The sequence below is a fragment of the Salininema proteolyticum genome, from assembly GCF_042685645.1.
Taxonomy (GTDB): domain Bacteria; phylum Actinomycetota; class Actinomycetes; order Mycobacteriales; family Micromonosporaceae; genus Salininema; species Salininema proteolyticum.
Map to the genome: position 1 here is coordinate 4,154,053 of NZ_JBHUNX010000001.1, position 17,420 is coordinate 4,171,472.

A 17,420-nucleotide genomic window follows, 5' to 3' on the forward strand; every position below is an offset into this window, starting at 1 on the left:
CGGGTGCCGGAGGTCACTGCGCGCGCGGCGGAGAGGAGTCCGGAGGTCTTCGCGGCCGCACCGCTGTGCCGCAGACGCCGCGGGCCAAGGCAACGAGACCTCGCCGGCGCCGGCCGAGGCGTCCCGCCGCGAGCCCTCGGGGCCGCCGCGCCCTTCCCGAACGCTCAGCCCCCGACCACGTGCGCGACGGAGAAGGCGAGCCAGGCCGCGGCCAGTCCGCCCGCCAGATTGGCGACGATGTTCCCCACCGCGTACCTCCACTTTCCGGACTCCGCGAGGTCCAGGGTCTCGTAGGACAGCGTCGAGTAGGTCGTCAGCGCCCCGCAGAAGCCCACGGCCACCAGGTTGTACAAGCCGGGGTCTGTGATGAGCACGGCCGCCAGCACCGCCAGGAAAGTGCCGGACACGTTCACCGCGAACGTCCCCCACGGCAGGGTCCGGCCGAAGAGCCGCCCCACCGCCTTGTCCGTCGCGAACCTCGCCGGGGCGCCGACGGCCGCGCCCAACGCGATGAACAGGGCCGTCATTCCCGGACCCCGATGCCGAAGCGGCGGTCGATCCTCCGCATCGCGTACATGCCCAGCGCCGCCGCCCCCAGCGCCCCGGCGATGGTCGTGAAGGCGTACGTCACCGCCAGCATCCGCTCGCCGGCGCCGACCGCCCGGCCGATGTCGAGGATGTAGGCGGAGAAGGACGTGAACCCTCCCATGACCCCCACGCCCAGGAACGGGCGCAGATACCCGGTGCCGGGCCTCAACTCGACCGCGAAGACCATGAGCATCCCGATCAGGAAGCCGCCGAGGACGTTGACCAGGAACGTCGCCACGTCGAAATGGTGCGGGTCCTTGGGGAACAACAGGCTGACCCCGTAACGCGCGAGCGCGCCGACGACGCCGCCCAGACTCACCGCCAGAAGGGCGCGCTTGGGAGCCCCGCGCAGCGCCCGACCCCATCCGATTCCGTTCACAGGCCCACCCTATTCCCGCCTTGACCACCGCGAGTACTATCTCACAGGCCGTTGCCATCCACTCCTCCGACGAGTACCGTCGACCACGATGTCATACACCGTTACGCACAAGTGGCTGACGCGACGCCGTTATCTGGACTACGGCCGCGTCACTACCCGCTTGTGTCCGGCGGCTCTCTGACGGCCCGGCTACTCTAGCCGCTTCTTCCGCCGTCCCTTGAACTTCCCGGGACTCCCCGGCACTTCTCCTTGCCCGTCGCCGGGCGGTGGCCCGCATGCCACCCCGCTCTTCCGCGCTCCCCGGCGGTCGCGTTCGCGCGCACTCTGAACCTATAAAGGAACCGCAAGTGAAACGTCTCAAGTCGATTCCCTTCTCGGTCCAGCTCTTCGCCGGCCTCTTCCTCGGCGTCGCGCTGGGCTGGGTGGCCCGGAACTGGGCCGTGACGTGGTTGGGCGAAAGCCTCACCACCATCGGAAGCCTCTTCGTCCAACTACTCTTCCTCGTCGTCCCCGTCCTGGTCTTCACGGCCATCGTCGCGGCGGTCGGCAACCTGCGCAACCTCGCCAACGCCGGCCGGCTCGTCATGAAGACGCTCGGCTGGTTCATGATCACCTCCCTCGTCGCCGTCGCCGTCGCCATCGGCCTGGGACTCGCCATGAACCCGGGCAAGGGCGTCGACCTCTCCAGCCTCGGAGCGGCCGAAGCGCCCGAGAGCCAGGGTTCCTGGATCGACTTCATCACCGGCGTCCTGCCGACCAACGTGATGACGGCCTTCAGCGAGGTCAACGTACTCCAGATCGTCTTCCTGGCCATCGTCGTCGGCGCCGCCGCCGTCAAGGTCGGGGAGAAGGCCGAGGCCTTCCTCAAGTTCAACACCTCCCTGCTGGAGATCACCCAGAAGGCGCTGTGGTGGGTCATCCGCCTCGCCCCGATCGGCACCGCCGGCCTCATCGGCCGCGCCGTGTACTCCTACGGCTGGGACCTGCTCGCCCCGCTGGCCAAGTTCAGCGCGGCGATCTACATCGGCTGCTTCATCGTCCTGCTGGTCATCTACCCGCTCGTCCTGCGCCTCTTCGGACGCGTCTCGCCGATCATGTGGCTCCGCAAGGCCTGGCCGGCCCTCCAGTTCGCGTTCGCCTCGCGCTCCTCGGTCGGCACCATGCCGCTGGCCCAGCGCACCGTCACCGACCGCATGGGCGTCGACCGCAACTACGCGGCCTTCGCCTCGCCGTTCGCCGCGACCACGAAGATGGACGGCTGCGCCGCGATCTACCCGGCCATCGCCGCGATCTTCGTGGCCGAGGTCTTCGGGCTCAACCTGGGCGTCGGCGACTACCTGTTGATCGCCTTCGTGTCCGTGGTCGGATCGGCCGCCACGGCCGGCCTGACCGGCGCGATCGTCATGCTGACCCTGACGCTGTCCACCCTGGGGCTGCCCCTCGAGGGCGTCGGGCTCCTGCTGGCGATCGACCCGATCCTCGATATGATCCGCACCGCGACCAACGTCGCCGGCCAGATGGTCGTCCCGGTCGTCGTGGCCCGCTCGGAGAAGCTGCTGGACGACGAGGTCTTCAACGCCCCGCCGCAGCCGCTCGACGAGCCCACCGCGGTGGAGTCCGACGTCGAGGAGGAGTCCGCCGAGGATTCCGGACGTGAGAAAGACCTGGTCGGAGCCTCTTCAGGCTCATGACCGGCCCGGCGGCGGGTTCCTCCGTGGGATTCGCCGCCGAGCCGACGGCCGGATCCACGCCGCCGACTCGATCCGGCCGTTCCGGCCCGCCGCCCAGTGCGACGGGCCGGTTTTCGCTCTCCGGCGCCCGTACCGCGGCGACCGGGACCGTTCACGCCACGCGGATGCGATCTCCCTACTGCGGCGACCAGACCGTTCACGCCACGCGGATGCGATCTCCCTACCGCGGCGACCAGACCGTTCACGTCACGCGGGCTCGTTCTCCTTCTTTCTCACCGATCCCCGAGGTCTGCGCGGACTGTCCACCCCACGCGCGATCTCCATTCCAATCTCGTGCAACACCAACTCGTGAGATGCGTCCACGCTGCGCGCGCGATCCCCATGAGTTCCGCCGCGTCCTCAAGCCCGGCGGCGTCGCCCACGCCACGCGGATGCGATCTCCATACTGCGGTGTCCTGTGGAATGGACCGAACCCGCGCTTTCGCCCCGCACCGGCCTCTTTCCGACCGCCGCGGCCCACCGTCGAACCTCCTGCCGCCCCTCCGACCGGTCGCACACTCCGCACGGGCGGACCGGGCCCCTACGGGCCGGACATGCGCGGCGGAGGAGGGTCACCGACCCGTCCCGTCGTACGAGAGCCGAGAGGGCACCGTTCCCGGCGGTTCTCCATCAGTCCGATGTCGTTAGCGACAAGGTCGGCACAGCCCGGCCCGAGATCGGAACCCGGCCCGTCGTCTGACCCGAGCCGTCCGTTCAGTACTGCCAGCCCGCGGTCCGCAGGATCACGGTCACCAGCCCCGCTCCCAGCACCGCCGCGGCGCTGCCGGCCACGCCGGCCCGCCAACCCGACTTCGGCAGCCGCAGGAGAACCGCCAGCAAGAGCGACGAAGTGAGGGCCGACGCCACCCAGGCCCACGAGCGGCCCGTCGAATCGGCGAAGCGGGCCCAGAAGGAGCAGCCCGACGACGGGCACAGCGAGGACTCCACCGGAGCTATGAGCAGCCAGAGGAGATAGGCTCCGAAGCCCACCGCGTACCAGAGGAACGTGACCATCAAAGTCGGCCAGTAGGCCCTCTCCCCCGCTCGGTCGACGTCCCCGGCGCGTTTGCTCTCCTCCTGGCGAACGGTCATGGACGTGCCCTTGGACGGCCGTCGCCTCGTCTCCGCGCCCGTAGCCGCAGGGGTCCCGGGGCTGCCCTCCGGGGAGGTCTTGGAACCGGATTCGCCGGCGCCTCCGGGCTCCGGGGCGTGGTAGAAGCCGAACTTGTCGACCGAACCCCCGCCGCCCGGTTCCCTGCCGCCACCGGTCGGTGAATGTTCTTCGGGTTCTCCGGTACGCGACGAGCCCAGCGTTCGGCGCCGAGGCGCGTCGTCCTGCCGGTGGTCCGCGGTCGGTCCGTCCGGCGCGTCCGCGAAGAGCCGCCCCAGCGTTTCGTCGCCCGCGAGCGGAGTGTCCTCCTGCTTCGCCGGCCGCGCGCCCGGACCCGACGCCCGGTCGCGGAACTGACCGGAGGGGCCGGACCCGTCCGGACCGCGCCCGGCGAACGGCCCGTCCCGTCGCGGACCCGATGCGCCCATCAGCTCTCCCCTCCACACCGCCGCCGGAACCGGTGAATCGACACCCAGTGACCAAAAATCCAGACTAAAACTTTGTCCACAGCCTGTAGACAATGAAAACACTGATCACCGCGCGCCACAACACCGAGGTCCCCGCGCTCGTCCACAAGTTATCCACAGCTTCGGCCAGGTTATCCACAAGTTATCCACAGGCTGCCGGACCCCGGCACTTGCATGTCCCGACTTTGCCCTCTAGCGTCGAATACGCTGACGCTCCCCGGACCGTTCCGTCATTTCCCTGCCCCGGCCTCCACCGGCCAGGAATCCGCGGCTCATCGGGGAACGCCCGCCATGCTCACCGACCGGGGACTCCGGAGACCGGCCCCACAGCCGGGTCCGTCCTTCGACGATCGTTCGACCACAGCCGAGGAGCACATCGCCGACGCAAGAACGCGGGCGGTGCGTTCACGGAACCCGCGCGGACCGGCTCCGGGAACGCGATCCGGTGCGACACGGGCTGTACCCGCCGCCTAGAACGCGATGGCGTCGGGATCGCCCCGGCACCGGCTCACCGGGTCCGCGCCTGCGTGGGCACACGAACACGACACCGGCCGCCCGGTCGAGCCATGATCGCCGGTTCACCCGGTCCGGTAGGATTGCGCCCGCCGTACGCGCAGCCCTTCCGAGGGAGGCGCGAGCGAGGGTACGAAACCCGCAATGGGAGCGCACCGACGCGGACCCGAGGACGGCGATCGTGGAGGAGGCCCCGTGCTCACCGCGTTGCCCCACGGCCAAAGCCGAGGTCAAGGCCAAAGCTAAAGCCACGGCCACCGGCCACCGGCCACCGGCCACCGGCCACCGGCCACCGGCCACCGGCCACCGGCCACCGGCCACCGGCCACGAAGACGGTGATCGCGGAGCGGGCCTCGTGCCAACCGTGGCAGCACGCGGCCAAGGTCCTGAGGACCGTGGCCACGGACCAGGCCCTGCGCTCAGCGTGTCAACGCACGGACAGGAGCCCGGGCATGGTGAACGCGAAGCAGGTCGACCGACCTCCACCGATCGCACAGCGATCGCGGAGTCAAGACCGTGATCTGCGGCGCGGTGGCCGTGGAGACCGCGAACGCGGTGTCGACCGGCCACCGGAGCCAAGACGCCGCGCCCAGGCGGGCTTCGCGCCCTGTCCTCACGGTCGCGGTCCCGACGGGCCGGCGGGCCGGCGGGACGTGGGCGACAGGTCGCACGGATCACCGATCCGAGCGAACACGAACGGCACCCGGCTCCGGCCGAGTGATCGGTTGTGCAATACGTCGAACGGCGCTCGCCGAACGCCGACGCACAGCTACATTGAATGACGTTGACCGACACCCAGGGCATGAGGAGATACCGTTGACCGATCTCACCACCGGTAACCTCCACTCGCAGTTCGAGCCGCCTCCGGAGGAGGACCCCTACGGCCCTCCGCCGTCTTCCCCTTCCGGCAACCGCTCCGGGTACGAGTTCGAGCGCACGCCTCCCCAGGACATCGCCGCGGAGCAGTCCGTGCTCGGCGGAATGCTCCTGTCGAAGGACGCGATCGCCGACGTCATCGAGGTCCTCAAGACCACCGACTTCTACAAGCCGAGCCACGCGCTCATCTATGACGCGATCATCGACAAGTACGCCAACGGCGAGCCCGCCGACGCGATCACCATCGCCGCGGCGCTGGCCGACTCGGGCGACCTGAACAAGATCGGCGGAGGACCGTACCTCCACGACCTGCTCGACATGGTCCCGACCGCGGCCAACGCCGGCTACTACGCGCGCATCGTCCATGAGAAGGCGGTCCTGCGCCGCCTGATCGAGGCCGGCACCAAGATCGTCCAGTACGGCTACGGCGGCGGCAAGGGCGGCCGCGACGTCGACGACCTGGTCGACCTGTCGCAGCAGACCGTCTACGAGGTCACCGACCGCCGCAAGAGCGAAGACTTCTCGATACTCTCGGACCTCCTTCAACCGACCCTCGACGAGATCGAGTCGATCGGAGACAACCAGGGCCTCATCACCGGCGTGCCGACCGGTTTCCAGGATCTCGACAAGCTCCTCTCCGGCCTGCAGTCCGGCCAGCTGATCATCGTCGCCGGACGCCCCGGCCTCGGCAAGTCGACCGTGGCCATGGACTTCCTCCGCCATGCCTCGCTGCACCACCGCATGTCAGCGGCGCTGTTCAGCCTCGAAATGAGCAAGTTCGAGATCGTCATGCGCCTGCTCTCCGCGGAGACCCGTGTGCCGATGCACGTCCTGCGCGCCGGCGACCTCTCCGACGACGACTGGACCCGCCTGGTCCGCCGCATGGGCGAGATCAGCGAATCGCCGCTGTTCCTCGACGACACGGCCTCAATGACCATGATGGAGATCCGGGCCAAGGCCCGGCGCCTCAAGCAGAAGCACGATCTGAAGATGATCGTGGTCGACTACCTCCAGCTCATGACCTCTCCGAACAAGGTCGAGTCCCGTCAGCAGGAGGTCTCCGAGATCTCCCGTGGGCTCAAGCTGCTCGCCAAGGAAGTGGAGTGCCCCGTCATCGCGGTCGCCCAGCTGAACCGTGGTCCCGAGCAGCGCACCGACAAGCGCCCACAACTGTCCGACCTGCGTGAGTCCGGTTCTTTGGAGCAGGACGCGGACGTCGTCCTCCTTCTCCACCGCGACGACTACTACGACAAGGAGTCACCGCGAGCGGGAGAGGCCGACTTCATCGTCGCCAAGCACCGTAACGGTGCGACCGACACCGTCACCGTCGCCTCGCAGTTGCACCTCTCGCGCTTCGTCGACTTGGCCATCTAGGGCTCGCTGCCGGTGGGTCCCCGACATCGGCGGGAACGTCTCGTCTCAGTTTTCAGCCTCCTTTCGGCTATGAAGGTCCCTTCATCCATGAATCAGTCGTGAGGGTCCGCAGAACATGACAGGTGTCCGGCGGACACGGTCCGGCTAGGCCGATGGGATTTCCCGCCGAGGCCGCGACGGCACCGATTTCGGCCGTCGTGAGACGGTCAGCGGAGATCCTGATCCGGAACCCGGCCGACCTCGAGTGAAGCAATCCCGCGGCGTGGAAACGGCTCGGAGAACTCCGCGGCGTTGGCACCGTAGCGGGAATCCGCAGTCGTGGTCGGGAAGGCTCAACGGAGTCAATCGGCGGCCGGAGGAGGCCGTTCCGGGCTTCCACCGCTTTTCACGATCAGCCGTTCCGGTGGAATGCCACGATAGAGCAGGTGCCAGAGAAGCTCTGCCAAGATGCAGTGCGGGTCGGCGACGGATGCGAACTTGAGGGCCTCGGCGGCCAGCACGCCGTTTCCCGAACGATAGGCCGCGAAGCCGGCCACAGCGGCCACATTGCCCCTCAGACTGCCGGTGAGGTGCCGAGCCGTCCAGATCCAGAGGTCGACGTCGTTGTCGGAAGACGTCTCGAACGATTCCAGGAGCCAGTCGCGGACCGTGCGATCGGCCAGCCCCAGGGCGATCTCGGCGATGTCGGCGGGCGCGGGCAACTGCCGCTCCGTGCGCCACTGGCTCCGCCAATAGTCCAGGTTCAGGTACTCGCGAGCGCGGACCCGGGCGTCGTCGGCGTCCTCTTCGGCCTGGTCGCGCCGGGTGCGGGACACCTCGTTGTCCACCTCCCGCAACACGTCGGGCTCGGGCGGCTCGAACAGGTCCGCGATGTCGTCGCGGCTCTGGAACACGTTCCCTCCGAGCGCGATCATCGAGCAGACGGCCTTTCCCGCCTGGGGAATCCGTTGCCGCCTGCCCTCGCCGAAGGGCGCGGCCGGATAGAGGTGCCCACGGCTCACCCTGCCGACGACCCGCGCCGGAATGGGCATGGCGTTGGCCTCGAGGCCGCTGCGCAGCGCTTCGAGCGGGCCGGCGAGCTCGGGGCCTCCATAGGCGAACAACGCGACGGCGTCACAGCCGTTGTGGCGGATGATGGAGGCGTAGTGTTCGACGTCGGCCGGTCCCGGTCCTGTTCCCGCCGGCAGGCGCATGACGAATCGCGCCTGAGCGGACGACGGCGGAGCCGGAGGCGGCGGTTCTGGGAGAGCCGGCTCTTGAGGCGGCGGATCCGGTCGCGCCGGGTCCGGCGGCGAGGCGGTGTCGCCGGCGGTCCGAGGGTCGGCGGGCGCGGTTTCCCGGGCCGCTGCCGGGCGGCGCGACGCGGCGGCGTCCCGGAGGCCCACCACGGCGAGTGCGGGCGGCTCGGGTTCGTAGGAGAGGAGGTAGGGCACGAGCCCGGCGAGTTCGGCGGCGGACGAGACGCGGACGGTGGTGTCTTCGAGTTCTGTCGTCATGGCCATCAGTGTCGAGCCTCCGCGAGCGTGGGTCCAGAAGTAGGTTCCTCCTGTGGATAACCTGTGGACAACTTTTGATTCTAGGCCCGTTCGGGTGATATCAGTGCTGTTCACCGTATTCGACCGGCGACATTAGACGGTGGGGGAACCGCCGGTCGCGCGGGCGTCGGCGACGGAACCTCGCGTTCTCGGAGGGCACCGGGCACCGCCCCGGCCCCTCGGACCACGGTCACTCCCCTCGGACGGGCCCTTGGTGCCCCGAGGCCGCGGGCTTAGACTGGATTGATCGGTCCCGGAAGCTCCCGCTTCGGGCGCACTCACTGCCAGGTGAGCCATGAACAGGCATTTTACCTATTCTCGACGGTAGAGAACGCGGCACGCCCGAGCGCCGGAAGAGGCCGGTCCGATACGAGCAATCCGAACTCCTGGCCAGGTTGAGGAACCGACGTATATGACGCAGCAATTCGTCCATCTCCACGTCCACACCGAATACTCCATGCTCGACGGGGCGGCTAAGCTCAAGCCCCTGTTCGCCGAGGCCGACCGTCTGGGCCAGCCGGCCATCGCCATGACCGACCACGGCAATATGTACGGCTCCTACTCCTTCTACCACGAGGCGAAGAAGTCCGGCGTCAAGCCGATCATCGGCATCGAGGCCTACGTGGCCCCGCACGACCGCACCCACAAGAAGCCGGTCTTCTGGGGCGAGCCCTCCCAGCGCAGCGACGACCTGTCCGGAAACGGCTCCTACACCCACATGACCATGCTCGCGCGCAACGAGCGGGGCCTGCGCAACCTGTTCAAACTGTCCTCCCACGCCAGCTTCGAGGGCATGTACTACAAGCCCCGCATGGACCGCGAACTGATCGGCGCGAACTCCGAGGGCATCATCGCCACCACCGGCTGCCCGGGCGGCGAGGTGCAGACGCGCCTGCGCCTGGGCCAGATCGACGAGGCCTACCAGGCCGCCAGCGACTTCCGTGACATGTTCGGGGAGGAGAACTACTTCCTGGAGCTGATGGAGCACGGCAACTCCGTCGAGCGGCGGGTGGCCGACGAGCTGTACGAGCTGGCCAGGAAGATGAACCTGAAGCCGCTGGTCACCAACGACTCCCACTACGTCACCAACGACCAGCAGCCGGCCCACGCGGCCCTGCTGTGCGTCCAGTCCGGTTCGACCCTGGACGACCCGAAGCGCTTCAAGTTCGAGGGCGAGGGCTACTTCCTGCGCTCCGCCGAGCAGATGTACGCCCAGCGCTCCGACGAGATCTGGGCCGAGGGCTGCAAGAACACGCTGCTCGTGGCGGAGATGATCGAGAGCTACGACCCGGTCTACGCCGAGACCGACCGCATGCCGAAGATCGAGGTCCCGGAGGGCTACGACCAGGGCAGCTGGTTGACCGAGCAGGTCTTCGAGGGGCTCGTCGACCGTTTCGACGACGGGGTCATCCCCGACGAGTACAAGACCCGCGCCCAGTACGAGCTGGACGTCATCATCAAGACGGGCTACCCGTCGTACTTCCTCGTCGTCGCCGACCTCATCCACTACGCCCGCAGCGTGGGCATCTACGTCGGCCCGGGCCGCGGTTCGGCGGCGGGCTCGCTCATCGCCTACGCCCTGAAGATCACCAACATCGACCCCATCGAGTACGGGCTCCTGTTCGAGCGGTTCCTCAACCCGGAGCGCGTCTCCATGCCCGACATCGACATCGACTTCGACGACCGTCGGCGCGGCGAGATGATCACCTACGCGACGGAGAAGTACGGCAAGGACTTCGTCGCCCAGGTGATCACGTTCGGCACGATCAAGACCAAGGCCGCGTTGAAGGACGCCGCCCGCGTCCACCACGGCCAGGCGGGCTTCGGCATCGCCGACCGCATCTCGAAGGCCCTGCCGCCGCCGGTCGCGGCCAAGGACATTCCGCTCGAGGGGATCATGAACCCCAAGCACGAGCGGTACAAGGAGGCCATCGAGGTCCGCAACCTCATCGAGAACGACGGCGAGGTCAAGCAGGTCTACGAGACGGCGCTCGGCCTGGAGGGCCTGATCCGCAACGCGGGCGTCCACGCCTGCGCGGTCATCCTCTCCAGCGCGCCCCTGACCGACTGCATCCCCATGTGGGCCCGCCCGGACGGCTCGATCATCACCGGCTGGGACTATCCCAGCTGTGAGGACATCGGCCTTTTGAAGATGGACTTCCTGGGCCTGCGCAACCTGACGGTCATCGGCGACGCCATCGAGGCGATCAAGCTCAACCGGGGCGACGAGATCAACCTCGACAAGCTGCCGGTCGACGACACCAAGGCCTACGAGCTGCTGGCCAGGGGTGACACCCTCGGCGTGTTCCAGCTCGACGGCGGCGGCATGCGCGAGCTGTTGAAGAGGATGGAGCCGACCGAGTTCGCCGACCTCATCGCGTCCATCGCGCTGTACCGGCCGGGCCCGATGGAGGCCAACTCCCACAACAACTACGCCGACCGCAAGAACGGGCGGCAGGAGCTGACGCCGATCCACCCGGAGCTGGCCGACGCGCTGCAGGACATCCTGGCCGAGACGTACGGGCTGATCGTCTACCAGGAGCAGATCATGAAGATCGCCCAGCAGCTGGCGGGCTTCACGATGGGCCAAGCGGACGTGCTCCGCAAGGCGATGGGTAAGAAGAAGCTGGACGTCCTGGAGAAGATGTTCGGCGACTTCGAAGGGGGCATGGTCTCCAACGGCTTCTCCAAGGAGTCGATCAAGACGCTGTGGGACGTCATGCTCCCCTTCGCCGGGTACGCGTTCAACAAGTCCCACGCGGCCGGCTACGGCCTCGTGGCGTACTGGACGGCCTACCTGAAGGCCAACTACCCGACGGAGTACATGGCGGCGCTGCTGACCTCGGTGGGCGACTCGAAGGACAAGACGGCCATCTACCTGTCCGAGTGCCGCAAGATGGGCATCACCGTCATGCCCCCGGACGTCAACGACTCCCGCCACATGTTCCACGCCGTCGACAACGACATCCGCTACGGGATGGAGGCCGTCCGCAACGTGGGCACCAACGTGGTCTCCGGGATCATCAAGGCGCGCGAGGAGGAGGGCTCCTACACGGACTTCCAGGACTTCCTGAACAAGGTCCCGGCGACCGTGTGCAACAAGCGCAGCGTCGAGTCGCTGATCAAGGCCGGCGGCTTCGACTCCCTCGGCCACACCCGCAGGGGCCTCGCCGAGGTGCACGAGAAGGCGATCGACGCGGTGGTCTCCATCAAGAAGGAGGAGGCCAAGGGCCAGTTCGACCTCTTCGGCGGCGTCATGGAGGCGCCGGAGGCCATGGGGGTGGACCTGACGATCGCCGACGACGAGTGGGAGCGCAGCGACAAGCTGACCTTCGAGCGCGAGATGCTGGGCCTGTACGTCTCCGACCACCCGCTGAACGGCTTCGAGAAGCTGCTGTCCCGCAACAGCGACAAGCCGATCGCGGCGCTGCACGGCGACGGGGTGAAGGACGGCATGACCGTCACCGTCGCGGGCATCCTGCAGAACGTCGCCAAGCGCGTCACCAAGCAGGGCAAGCTGTGGGCGTCGGCCTCCATCGAGGACCTGGACGGAACGATCGAGGTCCGCTTCTTCCCCAACACCTACGAGATGGTCGCCGACGTGCTCGCCGAGGACGTCATCTGCTGCGTCAAGGGCAAGCTGGAGGCCCGCGAGGGCACTCCGCAGCTGATCGCCTTCGACATGGCCGTCCTCGACACCTCGGGAGGCCCCGAGGAGAAGGACGCGCCGCTCAAGCTGAGCGTCGACGCCGGGGCGGTCAACGAGGAGCTGATCTACGACCTGCGCACGGCGTTCCGCTCGTCGCGGGGCGAGGTCCCGGTGCACCTGCAGATCACCGGCGACCACGGCAGGCAGACACTCGAACTGGGCGCCGGCTGGCGGATCAAGCCCGGCGGCGACCTGACGGCGCAGCTGCGCTCCATCGTCGGGGTGTCGGTGGGCTGAGACGGGTAACGCCGGGGCGTCGCCGCCCCGGCTCCTGGGGATTCGGTCCCTCCGCCGCCCCTCGGGGCGGCGACGTCATTCCCGGTAGGGCCGGATCGCCTGGCAGACCTTGTCCCCCAGCGCCCCGGTCCATTCGATCGGTTTGAGGCGGTACTCCCCGTACCAGCGCCAGTTGGGCTGGAACCACAGCAGGGTGTTGGCCGCCGCGATGCACTCCCCGGTGCCCGCGTCGCTGACGTAGAGGATGATGCCGTCGAGGGTGAGGCGGTAGTCCCCTCCCTCGTGGGCGATCCTCGCTATCTCGTCGCCGCGGACCTCCGGCGCCTTCAGGCCCAGGATCCCCGTATTCCGCATGTCATCCATTGCAGTCCACCACCGACCTTCTGTAGACGTAGAGGCTCTGGGCGACTATGTCGTCCTTGAGCCCTTCCGGCAACTCGGCTTTCGTTCGCCAGGACAGGCCGGGCTCTCCTATGTCCGGCCTCGCCACGGTGAGCACCAATCGGGGCGTAGCGCCGGAGCGCTGGGCGGCGCACTCGAATACCCGCAGTTTGCCGGCGTCGCCGGGCTCCAGGCTCACTATGTACTCCTGGGGCACGATCGTGAAGCGCCCCAGTATGGGGCCGCCGTAGATACGGTCCTTGACGATCGGTGGCGTGCTCATGCTGATCCCTCCGCAGACTGTGGACGGCCGCCGTGGGCGGTGTCGCAACGGCAGTGGGGACCCGATGCGGTGCTGCCATTACTCCACTTCAATTACCGGCCTTTGTCAACCTCTCTTAGTGACTTGGATCAAACTTATCGCCCCCGCGCGCACTAAGCAAGAGTGTCACGAATCTGACTACGTACCTAGAGACGAATTTATTCGCATAAGTGTTCTAGTCGAGGGCGCGAGCGGTTCGCACGGATTGCCCGAACCGTTTATGCTGCAGGGAAAACGCCTACGGGCGAGTAAGGCGCGAGACCCGTTCGCATGACTGGACACCGTTCTTGACAAGTCGCGGCAGTGCACTCGTTCGTGTCAATGGACGGATCCGCTCACCGACCGGTCGGACATCCGACTCCACTCGGGACAGTGCGTCAGAGCCCCTCCGCGTCAAAGCCCCTCCCCGTCAAAGCCCCTCCGCGACGGACGCGCCTATGCGCAGCCACGCGTTGGACGACGCCTTGGACAGCGACTCGTATCGGATCGGCTCGCCCGAGTCGATCAGCTTTTCGTACGGAGCCAGGAGAACCACTCGCGTCCGCGCGGAGAAGTGCCGCTGGACCGCGGGAAGGTCGACGTCCCGCCGGTGGACCGGCATACTGACCACGGTGACCGCCTGGCGGACCAGCTCCCTGCGCCCGCTCTGCTCCAAATGGTCGAGCATGCGCGCGGCGGTCTCGGCGGAGTCGTTGCGCGCCGACATGGTCACCACCAGCTGGTCGGTCGCGTCCATGGCCGCCTGCCAGTTCGCCGCCCGCACGTTGTTCCCCGTGTCGACGACGATGAGCTTGTAGAACCGCGAGACCGCCTCGCGGATGTCCCCGAAGGAGCGCGCCGTCAGCATCTCTCCGGCCGTGGCCGACTCGTCCGAGGCCAGCACGTCGAACATCGCGCCGCCCTGGGCGCGAACGTATTGCGAGAGGTCCCCCACCCGGCCCGTCGGGCCGCGGAAATGGTCGAGGTCCCGCAGGAGGTCGCGAACGGTGCGCAAGTGAAAGTCCTGCTGCGCCCTCATCCCGAGCGTCCCCTGGGTCTCGTTGTTGTCCCAGGCCAGGACGTAGCCGCCGCGATGGCGCCCGAACGTCATGGCGAGCATGAGGGCCGCGACGGTCTTCCCCGCCCCGCCCTTGGGGTTGACGACGGTCACCTGGCGCAGCCCGCCGAAGTTCCGTCTCACCTTCTCCACGCTCTGGATCCGGGCGCGCTCGCGCATCCCGGGCCCGAGGTTGAGGGCTCCCATCGACAGGCGGTTCGCCCACACGCGCCAGCCGACCTCGGCCAGCGGGGCTCGCGGCGGAACCACCCTGCGCCGGGCGAAGTCGTCGGCCGTCACCTGCGTCGGTTCGAGGAACCCTCCCGAATCGGGGAAGGCCGCCATCAGGTCTTTGCTGGAGGGGACGCTGAACTCGTCTTCGGCCGCCGGCTCCCGTGCGGGCACGACCTCCTGCGGAGTCACCGGAGGCGGCGGGGAGACGGGCTTCTCCTCGGGGTTCCAGACCTCCTCGCGCACCGCCCCGCGCCGCACGCCGACGTCCTCCGCCGGACTGCCGGGTACCGGCCCCGGGCCGCTGTCGTACGCGCCAGGAGCCAGTTCCTCGGGCCGCGCTCCGGTCGACGGCACGGGCGTCTCCGGGGCGAAGTCGGGAACCGGCGGCACTTCGGGGGCGCGGAACTCCGATGCCTCCGAACCGGACGACGACGAGGGCCCGAAAGGCGACCAGTCCACTGACCCCTGGCGGGGCCGACGCCCGGACACGGGCGCCGCCTCCCTCTTCAGGGCCACGGTCTCCTCGTCCTCGGGGGTCGAAGTCTGTCGTTCCATCTGGCCGTCCCTTCGGTGCTGCCTCCTCGTCACATTGTGGCCCATTCGGGCCCGAAGCGACAGGAAGTCACCGAAACGCCGTCTGTCGCCTCTTTGTCAGAGACGCCTGGAACAGGGAGACGAAACTCTACAGTAGACGCGGCTGCTCGAGGGAGGACTGGCTGCGCGGGACGAAGCCGAACGGGACGAACAGCCCCGTGTCGATCTGGTCGAGCAGGTGCGATCCCCGGTCGGAGTGCGAGATGAACACCGACCCCCGGGCACGGCTGAGCGCCACGTAGAAGCGGCGCCGCGAGAGGTCGTCGGCGGGCCAGGCGGCGGCCGTGAAGCCGGTGAGCAGGACGGTGTGCGGCTCCGCCGGCCCGAGGGAGTCGACCTCCTCGGGAGAGGAGACGACGCGGACCTCGTCCTCGCCCAGGCCCCGGGACGCCAGCTCTTCGACGACCCCGGCGGCGAACTCCTCCTCGGCCCGCTCGTCCTCGGCGAAGTAGCGCCCGATGCGGCAGCCCTCCGAGACGGCGCGCTGCGGTTGGACGAGGCGGCCGGGAACTCGCGTGATCGGCTCCACCAGCTGCGACATGGCGGTCAGGACCGACGCCGGCGAGCGGTGGTTGCGGGAGAGGCGGACGGTGTGCGACTGGGGGAAGCGCTCGGCGAACTCGTCGAAGGCCGCCCAGTCCCCGTCGGCGCCCAGGAAGGAGTCCGGGTCGCCGGTGGCCATGACCGAGGCGTCGGCTTCACGCCCGGAGGCGAGCCGCGTGAAGAACTCCCGCGGCATGAGCGGGAGGTCGTCGAGGAACACGTGGGCGGCGTCCACCGTTCCGCCGGGGACGGAGACCTTGATCTCGCGCCCCTCGTCGCCCAGCAGGTCGTCGAGGGCCTCGCGGAGGCCGGAGGCGCGCTCCTCGTCGGCGGCGAAGACGGCGCACTGGTAGGCGGGCACGCCGAGCTCGGTCACCATGTAGGCGACGCGGCGCACCAGGAGGTAGGACTTGCCGGTGCCGGGCGCGGCGTTGACCAGGATCGGGCCGACCGGGGCGCTGGCGGCGACGCGCTGCATGGCGTCGAGCGTGGTCAGCGGGTCGGACTGGACGGCCTCGTGGAACCCGGCGAGGAGCGGCTCCTCGGCGCGGGCCGGATGGGGGGAGCCCACCACGACTTCGAGGGCAGGCCAAGGCACATAGGGTGTGTTTGACGGCCCCGTGGCGCCGGATCGCCGGCGAGGCGAGCGGGTCGGCGCGGGACGCTGGCCCCCTGGCGCATCTCGCGCTGCTTCGCTCGGCCATTCGAACAATGGGGACGCCATCGCGGACGGGGAGAACCTCTGTTGATGGCGCACCATTGCATTCTTGCAGACGTCCAGCGGTCGCATCAACATGACCAATAAAACTTTATGAAAGAGATTACATGGAATTCACCATAATCGGGCAAGAGCGTCAACGGATGCCCGGTAGGGACCGGCACCGCACCCGGAGCGCCCCGCGGACTCAGACGCTGACATAGCGTTCGACCGCGTCCATGAGGGGGCGACGGTACGAGGACCCGAAAAGCGCGGTGTGGGCCAGGAGCGGGTACAGCTGGTGAATTCCGATCCTCTCGCGCCACCCGTCCGCCAAAGGAAACAACTCTTCATACGCGGTGACAATTTCGTTCGTGAACGGCGTTCCACCCCAGAGCCGCAAATTCGCCAGATCCGTCTCGCGGTGTCCGCCGTGGGCCGAGGGGTCGATCAGCCAGGCGCGGTCGGCGCCCCAGTGCACGTTCCCGAACCAGAGGTCGCCGTGGAGCCTGGCGGGAGGCTCCTCCGGCCCGGCGAACCGGTCGAGACGGTCGACCAGCTTCTCCACCAGGGCCGCGTCGGAGGCGTCCAGGGCGCCGTTGGAGCGGGACTCGGACAGGTAGGGCAGGAGGCGGCGCTCGGCGTACCAGGCCGTCCACGGCCCCTCCGAGGGAGTGTTGTCCATCTCCAGCTCCCCGATGTAGCCTTTCCACGGGGCCCCGAAGGATCCGGCGCCGGAACGGTGCAGGCGCGCGAGCGCGTGCCCCAGGTCCCGGGCCTTCCCGGCGGTGGGCTCCGCGGTGTCGATCCACGGCTCGACGAGCAGGCCGTCGTCGGCGTAGAGGACCTCGACCACCGCGTCGCAGGCCTCGCCCAGCCAGGCGAGGCCCTCCGACTCGGCGCGCATGAAACCGGGGCGGCTCCCGGAGGCGAACTTGGCGAACACCGAGGAGCCGTCCTCGAACGTCAGGCGCTGCGCCGAGGCCGAGGCCTCGGACTTGATCGGCGTCGACCTCACCCGCTGGTGGTGCAAGAGCTCCGGCAGCAGGCGGTACGGCACGGGTTCCACAGTCGCTCCCCTGGCTCCGTCACCG

Annotated in this window: 11 protein-coding genes and 1 pseudogene; 3 read left to right on the top strand and 9 right to left on the bottom strand. The window is 68.5% G+C overall.

Annotation, left to right across the window (positions count from 1 at the left end):
- Positions 1-164 precede the first annotated feature (164 nt).
- Both ACFTE1_RS19150 and ACFTE1_RS19155 read right to left on the bottom strand, forming a co-directional pair.
- Positions 165-527, bottom strand: coding sequence for a fluoride efflux transporter FluC (locus ACFTE1_RS19150; RefSeq protein WP_380619551.1), 363 nt, complete (start codon positions 525-527; stop codon positions 165-167).
- Positions 524-967: a fluoride efflux transporter FluC gene (locus tag ACFTE1_RS19155; protein ID WP_380619553.1), complete on the bottom strand. Its 444-nt coding sequence runs from the start codon at positions 965-967 to the stop codon at positions 524-526. Before ACFTE1_RS19155 ends, ACFTE1_RS19150 begins: the two co-directional genes overlap by 4 nt.
- 275 nt (positions 968-1,242) lie before the next feature.
- On the opposite strand from ACFTE1_RS19155, the gene ACFTE1_RS19160 reads away from it, so the two are divergent.
- Positions 1,243-2,658, top strand: a complete 1,416-nt coding sequence (locus ACFTE1_RS19160) for a dicarboxylate/amino acid:cation symporter (protein WP_380619555.1) — start codon at positions 1,243-1,245, stop codon at positions 2,656-2,658.
- Between the two features lie 753 nt (positions 2,659-3,411).
- Here the strand turns inward: ACFTE1_RS19160 and ACFTE1_RS19165 are convergent.
- Entirely contained in the window at positions 3,412-4,236 is an 825-nt protein-coding gene (locus ACFTE1_RS19165) for a hypothetical protein (RefSeq protein ID WP_380619557.1), read from the bottom strand.
- Between the two features lie 1,368 nt (positions 4,237-5,604).
- On the opposite strand from ACFTE1_RS19165, the gene dnaB reads away from it, so the two are divergent.
- Positions 5,605-7,038 (top strand): replicative DNA helicase, encoded by a 1,434-nt coding sequence (dnaB, locus tag ACFTE1_RS19170; RefSeq protein WP_380619559.1) that lies wholly within the window; start codon positions 5,605-5,607, stop codon positions 7,036-7,038.
- A 341-nt stretch (positions 7,039-7,379) separates the two neighbouring features.
- Here the strand turns inward: dnaB and ACFTE1_RS19175 are convergent, their stop codons facing one another.
- A complete protein-coding gene (locus ACFTE1_RS19175; protein WP_380619561.1) occupies positions 7,380-8,534 on the bottom strand; it encodes a DUF4192 domain-containing protein in 1,155 nt (384 codons plus the stop codon).
- A 451-nt stretch (positions 8,535-8,985) separates the two neighbouring features.
- On the opposite strand from ACFTE1_RS19175, the gene dnaE reads away from it, so the two are divergent.
- Positions 8,986-12,519 (top strand): DNA polymerase III subunit alpha, encoded by a 3,534-nt coding sequence (dnaE, locus tag ACFTE1_RS19180; protein WP_380619563.1) that lies wholly within the window; start codon positions 8,986-8,988, stop codon positions 12,517-12,519.
- A gap of 75 nt (positions 12,520-12,594) precedes the next feature.
- On the opposite strand, the gene ACFTE1_RS19185 is transcribed toward dnaE, so the two are convergent.
- The 5 genes and pseudogenes from ACFTE1_RS19185 to ACFTE1_RS19205 all read right to left on the bottom strand — a co-directional run bounded on the left by ACFTE1_RS19185 (position 12,595) and on the right by ACFTE1_RS19205 (position 17,395).
- Positions 12,595-12,882 (bottom strand): hypothetical protein, encoded by a 288-nt coding sequence (locus ACFTE1_RS19185; RefSeq protein ID WP_380619565.1) that lies wholly within the window; start codon positions 12,880-12,882, stop codon positions 12,595-12,597.
- Positions 12,875-13,183 (bottom strand): hypothetical protein, encoded by a 309-nt coding sequence (locus ACFTE1_RS19190; protein WP_380619567.1) that lies wholly within the window; start codon positions 13,181-13,183, stop codon positions 12,875-12,877. The genes ACFTE1_RS19185 and ACFTE1_RS19190 overlap by 8 nt, the downstream gene beginning before the upstream one ends.
- A gap of 448 nt (positions 13,184-13,631) precedes the next feature.
- Positions 13,632-15,017 (bottom strand): annotated as a pseudogene (locus tag ACFTE1_RS19195) (chromosome partitioning protein); the annotation flags it as partial.
- Between the two features lie 157 nt (positions 15,018-15,174).
- Positions 15,175-16,227: a UvrD-helicase domain-containing protein gene (locus tag ACFTE1_RS19200; RefSeq protein ID WP_380619569.1), complete on the bottom strand. Its 1,053-nt coding sequence runs from the start codon at positions 16,225-16,227 to the stop codon at positions 15,175-15,177.
- A gap of 307 nt (positions 16,228-16,534) precedes the next feature.
- Positions 16,535-17,395, bottom strand: a complete 861-nt coding sequence (locus ACFTE1_RS19205; RefSeq protein ID WP_380619571.1) for a fructosamine kinase family protein — start codon at positions 17,393-17,395, stop codon at positions 16,535-16,537.
- Positions 17,396-17,420: the final 25 nt, after the last annotated feature.

Coding starts and splice junctions, on each gene's coding strand:
- ACFTE1_RS19165 (WP_380619557.1), bottom strand. CDS start 4,236: ATGGGCGCATCGGGTCCGCGACGGGACGGGCCGTTCGCCGGGCGCGGT.
- dnaE (WP_380619563.1), top strand. CDS start 8,986: ATGACGCAGCAATTCGTCCATCTCCACGTCCACACCGAATACTCCATG.
- ACFTE1_RS19190 (WP_380619567.1), bottom strand. CDS start 13,183: ATGAGCACGCCACCGATCGTCAAGGACCGTATCTACGGCGGCCCCATA.
- ACFTE1_RS19175 (WP_380619561.1), bottom strand. CDS start 8,534: ATGACGACAGAACTCGAAGACACCACCGTCCGCGTCTCGTCCGCCGCC.
- ACFTE1_RS19160 (WP_380619555.1), top strand. CDS start 1,243: ATGCCACCCCGCTCTTCCGCGCTCCCCGGCGGTCGCGTTCGCGCGCAC.
- ACFTE1_RS19150 (WP_380619551.1), bottom strand. CDS start 527: ATGACGGCCCTGTTCATCGCGTTGGGCGCGGCCGTCGGCGCCCCGGCG.
- ACFTE1_RS19185 (WP_380619565.1), bottom strand. CDS start 12,882: ATGGATGACATGCGGAATACGGGGATCCTGGGCCTGAAGGCGCCGGAG.